This window comes from Aestuariibius sp. HNIBRBA575, assembly GCF_040932005.1.
Lineage (GTDB): Bacteria > Pseudomonadota > Alphaproteobacteria > Rhodobacterales > Rhodobacteraceae > CANLNM01.
The window spans coordinates 418,224-433,166 of sequence record NZ_CP162414.1 but is presented as its reverse complement, the minus strand read 5'-3'; the positions used below and the strand labels follow the sequence as shown (position 1 = coordinate 433,166).

The 14,943-nt window shown below is 55.2% G+C and carries 14 protein-coding genes and 1 tRNA gene; 9 read left to right on the top strand and 6 right to left on the bottom strand.

Translation table 11 applies throughout. The annotated features are described in order from the left end of the window. Positions 1-85 precede the first annotated feature (85 nt). Positions 86-988, bottom strand: coding sequence for a LysR family transcriptional regulator (locus AB1F12_RS02225; RefSeq protein ID WP_368186262.1), 903 nt, complete (start codon positions 986-988; stop codon positions 86-88). Between the two features lie 171 nt (positions 989-1,159). Continuing rightward, positions 1,160-2,233 carry a TIGR03032 family protein gene (locus AB1F12_RS02220; protein WP_368186260.1) on the bottom strand — a complete coding sequence of 358 codons (1,074 nt, stop codon included), beginning with the start codon at positions 2,231-2,233 and terminating at the stop codon, positions 1,160-1,162. Positions 2,234-2,376: 143 nt separating this feature from the next. Between AB1F12_RS02220 and AB1F12_RS02215 the strand changes: the two genes are divergently transcribed. Continuing rightward, complete coding sequence (locus tag AB1F12_RS02215; RefSeq protein ID WP_368186258.1) at positions 2,377-5,367, top strand: autotransporter domain-containing protein; 2,991 nt, start codon at positions 2,377-2,379, stop codon at positions 5,365-5,367. A 696-nt stretch (positions 5,368-6,063) separates the two neighbouring features. On the opposite strand, the gene AB1F12_RS02210 is transcribed toward AB1F12_RS02215, so the two are convergent. Both AB1F12_RS02210 and AB1F12_RS02205 read right to left on the bottom strand, forming a co-directional pair. Beyond that, positions 6,064-6,138, bottom strand: a tRNA-Phe gene (locus tag AB1F12_RS02210). A gap of 234 nt (positions 6,139-6,372) precedes the next feature. Next, positions 6,373-6,942 carry a YqgE/AlgH family protein gene (locus AB1F12_RS02205; RefSeq protein ID WP_368186256.1) on the bottom strand — a complete coding sequence of 190 codons (570 nt, stop codon included), beginning with the start codon at positions 6,940-6,942 and terminating at the stop codon, positions 6,373-6,375. Between the two features lie 104 nt (positions 6,943-7,046). Between AB1F12_RS02205 and AB1F12_RS02200 the strand changes: the two genes are divergently transcribed. Next, on the top strand, positions 7,047-7,847 hold the full coding sequence (locus AB1F12_RS02200) for a protein-disulfide reductase DsbD domain-containing protein (RefSeq protein WP_368186255.1): 801 nt from the start codon (positions 7,047-7,049) through the stop codon (positions 7,845-7,847). Positions 7,848-8,227: 380 nt separating this feature from the next. Here AB1F12_RS02200 and moaB read toward each other — a convergent pair whose 3' ends face one another. Together moaB and AB1F12_RS02190 are read right to left on the bottom strand one after the other, a co-directional pair. Beyond that, complete coding sequence (gene moaB / locus AB1F12_RS02195; protein WP_368186253.1) at positions 8,228-8,770, bottom strand: molybdenum cofactor biosynthesis protein B; 543 nt, start codon at positions 8,768-8,770, stop codon at positions 8,228-8,230. 110 nt (positions 8,771-8,880) lie between these two features. Then, on the bottom strand, positions 8,881-9,669 hold the full coding sequence (locus tag AB1F12_RS02190) for a uracil-DNA glycosylase family protein (protein ID WP_368186251.1): 789 nt from the start codon (positions 9,667-9,669) through the stop codon (positions 8,881-8,883). Between the two features lie 153 nt (positions 9,670-9,822). Here AB1F12_RS02190 and AB1F12_RS02185 point away from each other — a divergent pair, with 153 nt between their 5' ends. The 7 genes from AB1F12_RS02185 to plsY all read left to right on the top strand — a co-directional run bounded on the left by AB1F12_RS02185 (position 9,823) and on the right by plsY (position 14,923). Next, the gene (locus tag AB1F12_RS02185; protein WP_368186249.1) at positions 9,823-10,788 is read left to right on the top strand and encodes an aspartate carbamoyltransferase catalytic subunit; all 966 of its coding nucleotides are present in this window, start codon (positions 9,823-9,825) and stop codon (positions 10,786-10,788) included. Continuing rightward, positions 10,785-11,339, top strand: a complete 555-nt coding sequence (locus AB1F12_RS02180) for a hypothetical protein (protein WP_368186247.1) — start codon at positions 10,785-10,787, stop codon at positions 11,337-11,339. Before AB1F12_RS02185 ends, AB1F12_RS02180 begins: the two co-directional genes overlap by 4 nt. 55 nt (positions 11,340-11,394) lie before the next feature. Continuing rightward, positions 11,395-11,958: a hypothetical protein gene (locus tag AB1F12_RS02175; RefSeq protein ID WP_368186245.1), complete on the top strand. Its 564-nt coding sequence runs from the start codon at positions 11,395-11,397 to the stop codon at positions 11,956-11,958. Then, positions 11,955-12,506 (top strand): aspartate carbamoyltransferase catalytic subunit, encoded by a 552-nt coding sequence (locus AB1F12_RS02170; RefSeq protein WP_368186244.1) that lies wholly within the window; start codon positions 11,955-11,957, stop codon positions 12,504-12,506. Before AB1F12_RS02175 ends, AB1F12_RS02170 begins: the two co-directional genes overlap by 4 nt. 9 nt (positions 12,507-12,515) lie before the next feature. After that, positions 12,516-12,953 carry a hypothetical protein gene (locus AB1F12_RS02165; RefSeq protein ID WP_368186243.1) on the top strand — a complete coding sequence of 146 codons (438 nt, stop codon included), beginning with the start codon at positions 12,516-12,518 and terminating at the stop codon, positions 12,951-12,953. Further along, the gene (gene pyrC, locus AB1F12_RS02160; RefSeq protein WP_368186242.1) at positions 12,950-14,233 is read left to right on the top strand and encodes a dihydroorotase; all 1,284 of its coding nucleotides are present in this window, start codon (positions 12,950-12,952) and stop codon (positions 14,231-14,233) included. The genes AB1F12_RS02165 and pyrC overlap by 4 nt, the downstream gene beginning before the upstream one ends. 84 nt (positions 14,234-14,317) lie before the next feature. Beyond that, positions 14,318-14,923, top strand: a complete 606-nt coding sequence (plsY, locus tag AB1F12_RS02155; protein ID WP_368186241.1) for a glycerol-3-phosphate 1-O-acyltransferase PlsY — start codon at positions 14,318-14,320, stop codon at positions 14,921-14,923. The last annotated feature ends 20 nt before the right edge of the window (positions 14,924-14,943 follow it).

The following is a 14,943-nucleotide window of genomic DNA, read 5'->3' as shown; positions in this document are numbered from 1 at the left end:
ATTTCAGCGAATATGCCCTATCCGATTGGCGCAATATAGAACAACCGATGACCCTTTTTGTTGCGCAGGACGCAACGAAAAGGCGTCATGTAAATGCAGACATAGACTTCAAATGCTTAAGCAAAAGCTGGGCCGCCTGCGGAAGCTTTCGACCTTCTTTGCGAATTAGGGATGATTGCCCATCTGGGAAAATCGAGCGCGGGATCGAACGCGCCACCATCAATCCCGCGGATAGCTCGCTTTCGACAACGAATCTTGGCAAGATCGTGCAGCCCATATCATTGCGCACAAATGCCTTCAGTGCTGCGATCGATCCGGTCTCGATTACGGCGCGCAACCTTACCCCTTGCCTTGCTTCGGCGGCGGTAATCATCGCTCCGATGCCAAAGCTTTTGGGCGGAACCGCACATGGCATCGCAGCAAGGTCATCCAATGAAAACGGCTGCTCTGTGTCATAAAATCCGCCGCGTTTGACCAGCCCAACAAGTGGCTGCGCGCAAGACGTTTGAACCCTGATCTGCGGAGCCTTTGGAACATTATATGCCAGCCCAATATGCGCCTGTTCTGACACAACTTGATGCAAGACATTCTCGGTTGATCCAACCGACAGCGAAAATGTGATGTCAGGGAAAGCCATCAAAAATGCAGCCAATGCGTTGTCGAAAAGATCGCCAACAAAGCCTTCTCCAACTGCAATCGAAACCTTGCCGCGCTTCATCCCAGCAAGAGCATCAAATTCAGATTGAAGCAGATCAAGCGCGCCTTCTTGCTGTGAAAGAAACGCGATTAACAATTCGCCCGCCTCTGTCGCACGAACACCAAGCCGCCCGCGTTCAACCAATGTCGTGGCCAGCCTTTTTTCGAGCGCAGAAATGTTGCGGCTAACAGTGGATGGTTCCAAAGCGAGCTGTTCAGCAGCGCCGCGCACTGTGCCGCACTGAATTGCGGTCAGAAAGCAGGAGGTTTGTCTGGGATCAAGGGTATGCATGACCGCACCATAACGCAACAAACCCAGCCCAACCAACGCAACAGACGCAACAGACGCAACAGACGCAACAGACGCAACAATAAACAGCCCGAGACCGCCATCAATTGACTCGCGTTTTATCGCGTTGAACCAACGACAAGAGCGGTGGTTTCAATGCGTCGTCCCCAATCGTCACGACGCCTGTTCTGCGGTCACGATGCCCAGAACATCATCGGTCAAAAAGCCGAACGCGCGTGGGCATGTGATGTCGGGCAGAACTTCGATGTCATATAGTTCCTCAACCTGACCATCGATGCGGAACCATTCGACGCATCGCCCATTGGTCAGATCGATGACCTGCAAGCCGCACCAAGGGTCGCTATCCCTGCGGCTCAGCGCGTCGTCTAATGCGAGCCCTTCAAAACGTTCATAGCGGGGTTTTGACAATCCAACGAAGGCAAAGTTGCCATGAAATGACAGCCCCCGCACAAATCCGGGGCAAAATGCCAAGGGCGTAAAGTTTTGATCTGCGGGTTTGGTCAGATCGACCCAGCCCAGTTCGCCAGTGCCAGAGTTCAACACCCAGAGCCGGTCGTTATGGACCCGCGGCGAATGGGGCATCGACAATCCTTGGCAGACGATTTCATCGGTTTGAACATCAATAATGACACCGCCATCGGCGCGTCGATCACGCCAGCCGTCAATCGTGTCAGATTTACTAACCGCGCTGGCATATTTGATCGCGCCGTCCTGCATGGCCAACCCATTTAAGTGGCATCGATCCTCGGAAATGAGCGTTGAAACAAAACGGGGTTTCCAGACGGGTTTGAACGAATGCACATCCGAAAGTTCGGCGATGCAATTGTACCGCGTATTGACAAAATACACGGTGCCTTGGTCAGAAACGCCAACGTCATGGGCGTCCAAAATCCCGGTAAAATGCGCCGTTCTAGGAATAAAACAATCGGTGAATTGTTCATCCATGACCTCATTCGGGCGCAAGATATTTGTCATGCGGTAAACATGCGCCAACGTCGCCAGATACAGCGTTTTGTCCCGGTAAAACAGGCCCATCGCTTTTTGAAACACCTGTTCGTTGACCATCAAGCCACCCGATAGGTTCCGCCCCAGCAGGTACAGCCGCCCCGATTGATATGATGTCAGTGCCACGGCAATATTGAGCTGCGCCATGAGCCCGACAAAGCCTGCGGACACGGAATATTTCGCTTGGGATGCGGGTTTTGTGTGTTCAGACGGTTCGGGCATAACGGGTGTCCTGCATTAACGGGGCGATACTGGCTAAGGCTTAGAAATCCAGGCTATTTCGCCCACGACGTGTTTACAAGGCATCCAAGGCGCGTCAATATTCCCCCAAAATTATGTACCGCTTTTATTTAAGGTCCTCAGTTTTGATTAACAATCGCAAGACCCGTCGTCGTCAAGCCGCCATTGTCCGAAAACAAAATCGCGATTGCCTCGCGAAACATCATGGGCCAGCTGCCCGTGCGATGGTTGGGGTTGTTGGGCTTGGGGCTGCGATTGCGTTTCCGGGGGCTGGCCACAGTCAGAGCATCCCACCCTCTGTCGTATCAGATACATGCACGATTTCCGGGACATCTGCGACATGTAGCGGGGATTTGTCATCGGGGATCACGACAACCGGCCCCGGCGTTGATGCGGTTACAGTGCAATCCCTGACCGGGGATATCGCCCCCGATGCAGGCGTCGCCGGTATATCCTTTATCAACGAAGAGAGCGATGATGCCGGGATCGAAATAAACGTCACCGGGGATGGCCATCAGATCAGCACAAACGGTGCCTCTGGTATTGACGCAGTAAGTGCTGCGGCAGGCGGCGGTGATGCATACTTTGCCGGTGGTGATATCACGATCACATCGGATGCGGACATCACAACATCAGGCGCCTCTGCGCATGGGATATCAGCCGCCACTGGTTTTAGCAGAGCCTTTGACGCAAGCGACATTCGCATAACGTCCACGGGCGACATCGCAGCCTCTGTTGAGGGGTCAATCGGCATCAACATCGTGAACAGCACCTATGGAGGAATGGGTGTTGTGCAGTCCACAGGCGATATTGAAAGCGGACTTTCAGGAATTAATGTCCGCACGATATATGGTGCAGTTTCCATCACGTCCGTAGGGAATATTACCTCGACGGACGGGATATCGGCGCGCGGCGTCGGTTCGGGTATAGATATCGCATCCACGGGGGACATTGCTGCCTTAGGTCATGGTATCCGCACCTTAGGCCATGACCTGGATATTAACATCCAGTCCACAGGCAATATCGCGGCGGGTTCCGGCGATGCGATCAATATCCAAGCCAATAGCGACGCCATTGATGTGACATCAGTCGGGGATCTATCAAGCGCTGCTGGAAATGGTATCGGAATCGATCTGCGCTATCGTTCTGATGCCGATATTACCATTTCAACCACCGGTGATGTCACCGCGGAACACACGGCAATCGCCATCGGACATTCCGGATATGCGTCCAGCGGAGACGTGACCATTACGTCGGTTGGGAATATCGCGTCTCATTCTGGATCTGGTATTGTGACCAATCTGGAGGATGGAAACAGGACCATCCATTCGACCGGGGACATCACGGTTCATAGCACCGGCATTTTCGCCAATTCCTACATGGGTCAGATTTCCGTTCAGTCTGAGGGGAACATTCACTCCGGGTTTAATGGGATTTCGGCATTTGGCGGCGCGGTGGATGTAATTGCTGATGGTAATATCATGACAGAAAGGGGCGATGGAATTCGGTCCTATTCACTGTTTTCCACCAACATCCAGTCAACCGGCAACATCACCGCCCTGACCGGGACCGGCATCGAAGCACGCGCGGGCATTTTAGCGGGCAATCTGCACGTTGAAACGTCCGGCACCATCACTGCGCAAACAGGCATTGAGATGCGCGATAATTACGACGGTCTGGATCGGCTTGATGGGCTGAATTTGATCAACTCAGGTCACATAACAGCCGATCAATCCGGGGTGTTTTTCAACACATCGCAGGACCGGGCATTGTCCATCACCAATTCGGGGTCAATTGTTGGGGAAACCGGGATTTTCAGCACCGGATCCGTCGAGATTGTAAATTCAGGCCATATCCAGGGCGATGGTGGCTTTGCCATCAACCTGACTGGGGACAGCGCGGATGTGCTCACACTGGACGCCGGTTCAACGATTGTCGGTGCCATTGATTTTGGCAACGGCAATGACGGGCTGGGGGGCGCCAATGCGAATGATATTGATGTGCTCAATCTAAATGTTTCGGCGGGTACCAGCACCATTTTGCAATTTGCCGATGCCAGCGGGTTGGACAGTGATTTCGAAAGCATGCCCGAGATCATTAATTATTCCGGCCCGAACCAATTGGTGACGCTTGATTCCAACCTTGTCGTCTATGACATGACCAGCTTTGCCGCGCCGTCGGCATTTATGTCTGGTTTGTCGGGCGGTGTTTTAAACGCGCTCGACAGCCAAAACAACGCGGCCAATTTGGGGGCAACGAGTGATATCGTGTCGCGCGGTGTCGGCGTCTGGCCATCAGAGCCGCCGCAATTCTGGGGCGCTGCATTTGGCGGTCGTTCATCCACCGGATCAAATGACACCGCAGGAGAGCTAGAACACAGCTATTCCGGATTTACAGTTGGGATGGAATCCGACGTCTCAAACTCAGAGGGCGTCTGGGGGATCCTTGCAGGGGCCACCAACAGCAGCATCGATCTGTCATTGGGCGCGGGCAACACCGACATCGCGTCGGCATTTGCAGGTGTTTATTGGCGGCGTGACTTTGATGATGTGCAATTGCGCGCCTCGTTGCTTGGCGGTGTGACCGAAAATGACACGACCCGGGTGATCAACGCGTTGCCCGCAACCGGGTCCTTTGAGGGGACTTTCATTGCGCCATCTGTGGCGGTTGCTGTCCCGTTTGAAATCGCTGACGTCTCAATGACGTTCGACACGCGCGCGACCTATATGCAAATGCAGCTCGATGGCTACACCGAGGATGGCGCCGTTGAGACATTCATTCATGGTCGCGATGTGTCTGTTTTTAATCTGCGGTCTCAAATCCAAACCCAGTCCCTTTTTGATGAAATGGGGTGGGCACAGTCTCAGCTGAAATTGCGGCTTGGGGTTGATGCGACCGTTGACGCAGGTTCTGAACCGGTTATGGCCACGTTGCTTGGGTCAACCGTTGAATTTGACTCTCAAAATCTGGATGAAATTAACGGGTTCGTCGGCTTTGATTTCTTGCATCAATCCGTCGACGATCACTGGGACATCGCGCTAAACGGCGAAGTGCAAACAGATTTTGAATCCGGTTACGGTGTAAATTTGGGTGTGCGGGTCAATTTTAGCTTCTGACGAAACGTTCAGACGGCCCAAAAGTCGGATGCATACATCGCCAATGTCGGCTGTGCCAAATGATCGACGACAACCTCAATTGATCACCACGCTCAACCTGTTTTCAAAGCCCAAAGACCCAGTTTTGGCCAGTCTTGATCACCTCTAGACAGGCTCGGGGGTCATTTGTTGGATGACGGCGACCTCAACTAAGGCAATGTTCTCTATATCAGCGCCGAAGATGACCCATCAAACACAACGCGCCCGCGCATCGACGCGATGGGTGGCACTCCTGCGAGAATCAGAGCCCTCAATGGCCGACTTGCCTTTGAGGACGCGGGTTTGAAGATGCTGCGCGCTGAACTGGATGAATATGAACGTGAGCTAATTATCATTGAGCCATGGGTTTTGTTCATCCCACCTGTCATACGCCTAAAGGACCCAAAGCTCAGATCGAAGCCTTAATCGACAAGCTTGAAAGCGTTGCTAAGGATTATGCTTGTGTTGATGTTCTGATCCGACATTTGACGAAGATGAAACAGGATAATGCCCTTGTCCCCAAGGATTGGATTTCCTAAACGAGCATAGTCGGAGCAAGCCATGTGTTTGATCTATAGGTGGTTTTCCAATTGGCACCTATACGACACCCAGCGACATCAGTCGATGAAGATGTCGGCAAAACATCACATCCAACATATTGTTTTCATTTGGTAAAAATGGTGCCCGGGGGCGGAATCGAACCACCGACACGAGGATTTTCAATCCACTGCTCTACCCCTGAGCTACCCGGGCACGGGTGAACGCGAGGCGTTCTGGGTGCGCGGTTTGTAGAAGAGGTTTGGAGGGGTGTCCAGAGGCTTTTTGTGGTTTTGCAAACAAACCGGGAATTGGCTGAATTCAAAGCGAAAAAACCGCTGTTAGGCCAAGGTACATCCTAACAACCGACCTGTGCGGGTGGGAGGACAATGCCTGGGCGCTATGATTTGTGATACTTCCAGGTCGGTGAGCCGCCTTTGCGGCATCAACCTAGGCATGGCCCGCATCAGACGACAATAACATCGGGTCAATCCCCATGGATTTCAGGGCGGCGCTCCATTTGTCGGCGACGGGTAGTCCGATGACGATTTCTGGGTCCGCAGGACAGCTGAGCCATGCATTCTGGCCGATTTCATCTTCGAGTTGTCCGGGGCCCCAACCGGCGTAACCCAATGTGAACAGGGCATTTTTGGGACCATTTCCCATGGCGATGTCCGACAAAATGTCCAACGATGCGCTTAGTCCGAAATGATCTGAAACCCGAACGGTGGTTTCTTCGGCGCCATATTCGGATGAATGCAGCACAAATCCGCGGGCGGTTTCCACGGGGCCGCCATAATGGATGTCCAAATCGGGCACTGCGTCCGCTGATGCAATATCAAGCTGTTCCAGCAGGCCGGAAAATGTCACGCCGGACAGGTGTTTGTTGATAATCAGCCCCATGGTTTCTGTGCTGGAATGGGCGCAAACGAACACGACGCTTTGATGAAAACGCGGGTCGGCCATATCGGGCATCGCGATCAAAAGTTGACCGGTCAGATTCTGTGAAGTCGGTTTCATATGTTGATGATGTGATGCTACGCCGCAACGTGCAAGGGGCGGTTCACGTTCGCCTCGCTGGAACGTGACTTTTATTGCTCCAAAGGGACGGTATGTTCGCATTCATGATCAAATGGATTCTTCCCCCCGTATTTGCTGCTGTGGCTGGCATGGCCTGTGCCCAACAGACGTCTGACATTGCCACCGCAGAGTTACTGCCGGGTTGGCGCATGGAAAACGGCAACCATATGGCTGGGTTGCGCGTGCGCCTGTCACCGGGGTGGAAAACCTATTGGCGTTCGCCGGGCGATGCGGGCATTCCGCCACATTTCACCTGGGAGGGGTCCCAAAACATTTCATCCGTGGTTTTTCATTGGCCGGTCCCGGATGTGTTTTATCAAAACGGAATGCGTTCCATCGGATATGAATCCGAGGTGGTCATCCCGATGGAGTTTCAGGCCGATGGGTCTGGGATTGCGCAATTGTCCGGGCAGGTCGAAATTGGCGTCTGTCAGGATGTGTGCGTGCCAATGCAATTGCAGTTTTCAGGGGAATTGTCCCCCCAAGGCACCCGTGATCTGGCGATTGTGACCGCGTTGGTGGACCGCCCGCAATCCGCAACAGAAGCAAATGTAACGCAGGTGGATTGCCAAGTTGAGCTGACATCAGACGGCATGCATTTGTCGGCGCAGATCAACATGCCCGATGCAGGGACAAATCCCGGCGAAGAGGAAATGGTAATCGAAACCGGGGATCGCGCCATTTGGGTGTCAGAGCCGGAAACCCATCGTCAGGGTGATGTTCTGATGGCAACGGCTGATTTGATGCGGGTGGATGGCGGCGCATTGGTGCTGGACCGGTCGGCCCTGCGGTTCACTGTGCTGGGAACGGAGCGCAGCGTGGACATCATGGGATGCACCGGCTGACCGTAACACGGCGCGCGCCTGCGCGACAGGGGACGCCATCCTTATGCCGTGAAAACCCGTTGGCCGACCAGATCGCCATTGCACAGACAAACAGCCCAAATGCAATTCTGCCCCCGAGCTTCTGCCCCAGAGAGAGGGCCGCGTATTCAGGGCCTCAGCCGGGTATCGCCATCAACCGTTGGCCGCACTCAATTGGAACAAACCAACCCATCGCTGGGTGCGGCCGCGCCTAGCTCTGCTTTGATACGTGGCGGGATGTCATTGGTTAAACCATCCTCACCGTTGATCAGCATCAGGCAGTTTTTACACCGGATTGTCAAAGAGCCGGTGCCTGCAGGCTCAGTAGATTAAGTCACAAGGATATGGGTGTTTTTTGAGTATTATTTCCGTCGCTGATTTTCAGTCAAACGTGGAAATATTTCGACAAAGTTGCAGGGCTTGTGGCGGTAATCGAGCTGAAGTTGCAAAATTTCATCCCACGCGTCTTTGCAGGCGCCCGGACTGCCGGGAAGCGCAAACAGGTAAGTGCCATTCGACACGCCCCCGGTGGCGCGGCTTTGAACGGCGCTTGTGCCGATCTTTTTCATCGAAACGATGGTGAAAACCGTCCCGAAGGCGTCGATTTCTTTTTCGTAAACGTCGCGATGTGCCTCAACCGTGACGTCCCGCCCAGTCAGGCCGGTTCCCCCGGTCGAAATGATCACGTCGATGTCTGGGTTGGCGCACCAAGCCCGTAATTGATCTGCGATTTCAACACGTTCGTCTGTGATGATCGCACGATCTGCCAGAATATGACCGGCGGCCTCAATCCGGTCGACCAAGGTTTGACCGGATTTGTCATCCCCCAATTGGCGTGTGTCACTGACGGTCAAAACAGCGATGCGAACGGGGATGAACTCTTTGGTGTCGTCGATACGGGACATGTCGGCCTCTTTCAGTTGCGCAAGGGGTCTGCGCCTTTGTCGTAAATATGGCATCCCGATTTTGGATCAACCATGTGGCAAAGCGTTCTGATCAGCCAGATGCGCTGGGATTATTGGCTGCGCAATTTGGCCTGCACAGCCAATAGATCCGCCCAAGCATCCCGTTTGGCGGCCGGGCGCTGCATCAGATAGGTCGGGTGGAAAATCGGCATGGCGGGTTTGCCGGCCACATCTGCCCAACTGCCCCGCAGTCGCGAAATCGCCCCGCGTCCCAGCAACGCAGTGCAGGGACCACTGCCCATCAAAATCACCACTTTGGGGTCAACCAGCGCAATGTGACGTCGCAAAAACGGCAACATCATTGCAAATTCTTTGGCATCCGGATTGCGGTTCTGGGATGGGCGCCACGGCAAAACATTGGTCAGATAGAGCGCGCCGTCCACATTCCGATCCAGACCAATCGCCATCGTCATTTTGTCCAGCAATTGCCCAGCGCGCCCAACAAAGGGTTGCCCCACGCGGTCTTCGTCGCGATCCGGGGCGTCGCCAATGATCATGACCTGCGCCCCCGGTTGACCTGCCCCAAACACAAATGACCGGGCCCCGCGTTTCAGGGTGCAATGGTCATAGGCTTCCATGGCGGCGGCCAATTCCGGCAGGGTGCTGGCGCGTTTTGCGGCGGCTTCTGCTTCGGCGACGGGATCGTCGGCAGCGGCCTTTGGAACGGCTGGGGCCTGATTTGACGCGGGCTGGGATGCGGATTTTGCGACCGGTTCAGGCAGATCATAGCGGTCAATTGGAACGTCACCGATCGCCTCAACCACGCCCAATTCGACCTGCCAATCCAGCAGGGCCAGCGCGGCATGCGGGTCCATATCATCCAGTGAAAGCGATTCCATATTAGCACCTTAATTCGATCCCACCCAAACCAACAGTCCTTGGGCCTTGGAACGGCGCGCTTTTTGTTGGCCAAAACCTGTTGGCTGCGGCGTCGCGCCCTTTCCACCAGCCACGGCCCAGCCTATAAAACGCCAACCCATCCCGGAGGCCCCATGACATTTCGCGCGCAGCACCTTCTTGGCATCGAACATCTGCATCCAACCGAAATCACCGCGTTGCTGGATTTGGCAGACAGCTATGTTGATCTGAACCGGGGTGCGGTCAAACATTCCGACGTGTTGGCGGGCATGACCCAGATCAACATGTTCTTTGAAAATTCGACCCGCACGCAGGCCAGTTTTGAATTGGCGGGCAAACGGCTGGGCGCGGATGTGATGAACATGGCGATGCAGGCCAGTTCGATCAAGAAGGGCGAAACCCTGATTGATACCGCCCTGACGCTGAACGCAATGCATCCGGATCTGTTGGTGGTGCGCCATCCCCATTCGGGCGCGGTGGATCTATTGGCGCAAAAGGTCAATTGCGCGGTGCTGAATGCCGGGGATGGCCGTCACGAACACCCCACTCAGGCGCTGTTGGATGCGTTGACCATTCGCCGGGCCAAAGGCCGCCTGCACCGTCTGTCGATCGCGATTTGCGGTGACATTGCCCATAGCCGCGTGGCCCGGTCCAACATCATGCTGCTGGGCAAAATGGAAAACCGCGTGCGCCTGATCGCGCCGCCCACCTTGATGCCGTCGGGCGTGCAGGAATTTGGTGTCGAAGTGTTCGACAACATGCAAGAGGGCCTGCAGGACGTTGACGTTGTCATGATGCTCAGGCTGCAAAAGGAACGCATGGATGGCGGGTTTATTCCGTCCGAACGTGAATATTTCCACCGATACGGGTTGGATGCGCAAAAACTGGCCTTTGCCAAGCCGGACGCGATTGTCATGCATCCCGGTCCGATGAACCGCGGCGTGGAAATTGACGGCACCATTGCCGATGACATCAACCGGTCCGTTATTCAGGAACAGGTCGAAATGGGCGTGGCCGTGCGGATGGCGGCGATGGATTTGCTGGCGCGCAATCTGCGGGACCGTCGGGCGGGGGCATCTGAAGCGGGCGTGATGGTATGACCACCCCGCTGAATGTTCCAGAATACGGGCGCGCGGTCTGGGTTTTCGCGATTGATTTACCTGACACGGCCATTGCCGCATTTCAGGCCGAAACCTATTCAGACCATGGCGAATTGCGGGATTGGCCGCTTTGTGATGCTTTGGGGCTGGATTGGCTGGATCACGATTTTATCGAAGTTTTCGAAGCGCAAACCATGCAGGAATATGGTTTTGCACGCTATTTAACCGAAGCAAACGGGCTGGACGAGGATGCCGTTGGCGCGGACGCGGATCAGCTGAATGCGTTGACGGGGCATGTTTTGCTGGTCTTTAGCGACGCGGTGCGATCAAAAACACTATCCCCCAAACCGCCATTGCGGTTGATCGGTCACTATCCCGACGCCAATCCAATTGCGCCGATGGATAAACTCTATGCCAAATCCGCCCAAGGCAATCTAAGCAAGCCAGCAAAGAAAGTGAAATCAGACGCCGCAATTGGCGGCAAAATCGCGCTTTATGCGATGATTGTGATGTTCGCGATTGTGGGCATGATGATCTGGGTCGCGGGATAAATTAAAAATGCGGTATAGGTCGGTCATTGATTAAATTCTATTTAGGAAATTTGATATGACTGACCTTCCTGATTTGTCGGGGTTGCTGAAGCCCGATGAAACCCTGATTTGGCAGGGTGCGCCAACACAAACCTCAAAGATCAAACATGGCGGTGCGATTTTTCGCATCTTTGGCGTGGTCATGCTGCTGTGTTTTTTGGTGGTTTTGCTTTTGGGACTGAACAATCTGGATGAAATGGACGGCGCGTTCGGCATTTGGATTGGGTTTCTTGTGATCAGCGGCACGCTGGCCATTGTGTTTCGAATTGTCATGCCCATCCTTGGCAAACGCGCCTTGATGCGCACACAATACGGCGTGACCAAAACCCGCGCGGTGATTGCTGTGGGCGACATCGCGCATCGCTATCCCGTTGCGAAATCGTCCAAAATCGAAGTGAACCCAAGCCGTAAACATGGCGTGCAAGTGGTGTTCATCCGGTTTAGACGCCGCCGCGTGCGCACAGGCCCATCTGAAACCCGGATCGAAGGCGGCGGGGTTCGTGCGTTCAATTTCCTATCCGCAGACGACGCGCAAGCCGCTGAAAAAGCGTTAAAATCCATCCGGGGCAAAGCGGTATGAATTACAAAGACACCGGCTGGGAAGGCATCTTGCGGCCCGATGAAACCGTTTTGTGGCAAGGCAAGCCAGATGGCTCCATCGAGTTGGACTTTTCTTCGTTCATGACCTTTGCGATCGGTCTGGGATTTGCCGGTTTTTCCATCGCGGTGATGATTGTCGGGGCCGGAATGCGCGGCTTTGGCTGGCAATTCGGGTTCCTACATTTGCTGGTGGGCCTATCTATGGCATTTGGGGCACTGTTCAAACATCCGATGCGACGTAGACGCACATGGTACACCCTGACCGACCGACGGGCGATCATCGCCCGCAACCCGCTGTTCTGGTTTAAGTCCTTGGATTCGTACCTCATTACGAAGGACACTGAAATTCATCTATTCGATGGTGCCCTGGGCAAAGTGGTATTTGGCACCAAAGAAATCACCGATGACGCAGGCACACGGGATGTGCGCTTTGGGTTTGAACGGATAAGAGACGACCGAGAAGTCTATCGCATCATGCGTGATTTGCAGGACAAACTGCGGGCCAAAGACGAAACCGGCCAACATTAAGGGACGAACATGTACGCACTGACCCCAACCAGCCCTTTGGCGGACAATGAAACGGTGATCACATCCTTTGTTGCACATCGTGGCACCTATTATCGCAATGGGGCGTGGTTGGCGGCAGGGGCAATGGCGCTGGGCATGGCGATCCTGTGGTTCATGGGCAATCCGCATGTCTGGACCGGGGCTGTGGGGGGATTGCTGGCCGTGGCGGTGCGGGTGTTCTACGTGGCGTCGGACGAACTGGCCGTGCGTTGGGATCTAACCAATCAACGGCTGTTGGGGCCGGGCAATCGGATCACAGCGCTGTCAGACATTCAGGACATCAAATCACTGGGGTCTGCTGTGCAGGTGGTCACGGCCACAGGCGACAAACATCTGATCAAGTATCAACTGGACACGGATGCCACAAAACGGCAGATCAAGGCAGCCCAAGCCGGAGACCGCATATGAACACCTTTTTCACCAATGCCCGTCTGATTGACCCCGAAGCCCAGACCGAAACCACCGGTTCACTGCTGGTTCAGGGGGGGGTGATCACACATATTTTTGCACAAGATGCCCATGATTCCGCCGCGATTGGCGATGCAGAGGTGGTGGATTGCGCTGGGGCCTGTTTGGCGCCGGGGATCGTAGATTGGGGTGTCAAAGTGTCTGAGCCGGGCGAGCGGCACAAAGAAAGCTTTCGATCCGCCGGACGGGCCGCTGCGGCGGGTGGCGTGACAACGATTGTCACACGGCCAGATACCGCCCCGGCTATCGACACTCCGGAAATCCTTGAATTTGTTGCCCGTCGCGCCAGTGCGGACGCGCCCGTGCGTGTGCTGCCCATGGCCGCCCTGACCAAGGGACGCGCGGGTCGGGAAATGACCGAAATCGGGTTCCTGATGGATGCAGGCGCGGTGGCTTTCACCGATTGCGATCAGGTCTGCACCGATAACAAAGTGCTGAGCCGTGCGCTGACCTATGCGCGATCATTGGGCGCGCTGGTCGTCATGCACCCCCAAGAGCCGGTTCTGTCCAAAGGCGCGGCGGTGACCTCTGGCAAATTCGCGTCGTTGCGCGGATTGCCCGGCGTGTCGCCCATGGCCGAACGGATGGGGCTGGACCGCGATGTCGCGCTGCTGGAAATGACCGGCGCGCGGATGCATGTGGATCAGATCACCACCGCACGGGCCCTGCCCGCGCTGGAACGCGCCAAAAACAACGGGTTTGATATCACCGCCGGTGTGGGCATTCACCATCTGACATTGAATGAATTTGACGTGGCGGATTACCGGACCTTTTTTAAGGTCAAACCCCCGCTCAGGTCAGAAGAGGACCGTTTGGCCGTGATCCAAGCCGTGGCATCGGGCCTGATCGATGTGGTCTGTTCCATGCACACACCGCAAGATGAAGAAAGCAAACGGCTGCCATTCGAAGAAGCCGCATCAGGCGCCGTTGCGCTGGAAACATTGCTGCCCGCCGCGTTGCGGTTGGTGCATAATGGCCATCTGACATTGGCGCAATTGTTCCGGGCGCTGTCGCTGAACCCGTCCAAACGGTTGGGGCTGGATACCGGGCGGCTAAATGTCGGCGCGCCTGCGGATTTGGTGCTGTTTGATCCGGATGCGCCCTTTGTGATGGATCGGTTTAAACTGCAATCGAAATCAAAAAACACGCCCTTTGACGGCGCACGTATGCAGGGCCGGGTCAAAGGCACGTGGGTTGGTGGCACCTGCGTCACAGCCTAGCGGTTTGGCGCGATTGCATGACCCCTCGACGGGATGCATGGGATCGGGCATTGATAAGGCACAGCAAATTTTAGGGAATGGACCATGCCGGAAATCAGCTCTGCGATGCAAATCTTGGTGTTTTGGGCCGCGTTTGGCTATCTGCTCGGCTCGGTTCCGTTTGGGGTGCTGTTGGCGCGGGTGTTTGGGCTGGGCAATTTGCGCGACATTGGATCGGGCAATATCGGTGCCACCAATGTTTTGCGCACGGGCAACAAAAAGGCGGCTTTCCTGACGCTGCTCTTTGATGGCGGCAAAGGCGCGGTTGCGGTGCTGCTGGCCCGGCATTTCGCGGGCGAAGACGCGGTGCAATTGGCTGGGCTCATGGCCTTTATCGGGCATTGCTTTCCGATCTGGCTGCGGTTCAAAGGCGGCAAAGGGGTCGCGACCTTCTTTGGTATTCTGCTGGCTTGGGCTTGGCCGATTGGGCTGATCGCGGGGGCCACGTGGTTGCTGGTGGCGGCGATCACCCGTTATTCGTCCATGTCGGCGCTGTTGGCGGCGGGGTTCACACCTGTCTATATGTTTGTCCTCGGTTTCCATTATGGGTTCGTTTTCGGCATCGTGCTGGCCTTGCTGATCTATGCGCGCCACTGGGCCAATATTCAGCGCCTACGCGCCGGGACAGAAACCAAGATCGGACAAAAATAATTCAATGTCCCCTCGGGTCG

What these genes read in the sequence shown, in the direction of transcription:
- AB1F12_RS02225 (WP_368186262.1), bottom strand. Translation starts at nt 988, where the DNA reads ATGCATACCCTTGATCCCAGACAAACCTCCTGCTTTCTGACCGCAATT.
- AB1F12_RS02220 (WP_368186260.1), bottom strand. Translation starts at nt 2,233, where the DNA reads ATGCCCGAACCGTCTGAACACACAAAACCCGCATCCCAAGCGAAATAT.
- AB1F12_RS02205 (WP_368186256.1), bottom strand. Translation starts at nt 6,942, where the DNA reads ATGAAACCGACTTCACAGAATCTGACCGGTCAACTTTTGATCGCGATG.
- AB1F12_RS02200 (WP_368186255.1), top strand. Translation starts at nt 7,047, where the DNA reads ATGATCAAATGGATTCTTCCCCCCGTATTTGCTGCTGTGGCTGGCATG.
- moaB (WP_368186253.1), bottom strand. Translation starts at nt 8,770, where the DNA reads ATGTCCCGTATCGACGACACCAAAGAGTTCATCCCCGTTCGCATCGCT.
- AB1F12_RS02190 (WP_368186251.1), bottom strand. Translation starts at nt 9,669, where the DNA reads ATGGAATCGCTTTCACTGGATGATATGGACCCGCATGCCGCGCTGGCC.
- AB1F12_RS02185 (WP_368186249.1), top strand. Translation starts at nt 9,823, where the DNA reads ATGACATTTCGCGCGCAGCACCTTCTTGGCATCGAACATCTGCATCCA.
- AB1F12_RS02180 (WP_368186247.1), top strand. Translation starts at nt 10,785, where the DNA reads ATGACCACCCCGCTGAATGTTCCAGAATACGGGCGCGCGGTCTGGGTT.
- AB1F12_RS02175 (WP_368186245.1), top strand. Translation starts at nt 11,395, where the DNA reads ATGACTGACCTTCCTGATTTGTCGGGGTTGCTGAAGCCCGATGAAACC.
- AB1F12_RS02170 (WP_368186244.1), top strand. Translation starts at nt 11,955, where the DNA reads ATGAATTACAAAGACACCGGCTGGGAAGGCATCTTGCGGCCCGATGAA.
- AB1F12_RS02165 (WP_368186243.1), top strand. Translation starts at nt 12,516, where the DNA reads ATGTACGCACTGACCCCAACCAGCCCTTTGGCGGACAATGAAACGGTG.
- pyrC (WP_368186242.1), top strand. Translation starts at nt 12,950, where the DNA reads ATGAACACCTTTTTCACCAATGCCCGTCTGATTGACCCCGAAGCCCAG.
- plsY (WP_368186241.1), top strand. Translation starts at nt 14,318, where the DNA reads ATGCCGGAAATCAGCTCTGCGATGCAAATCTTGGTGTTTTGGGCCGCG.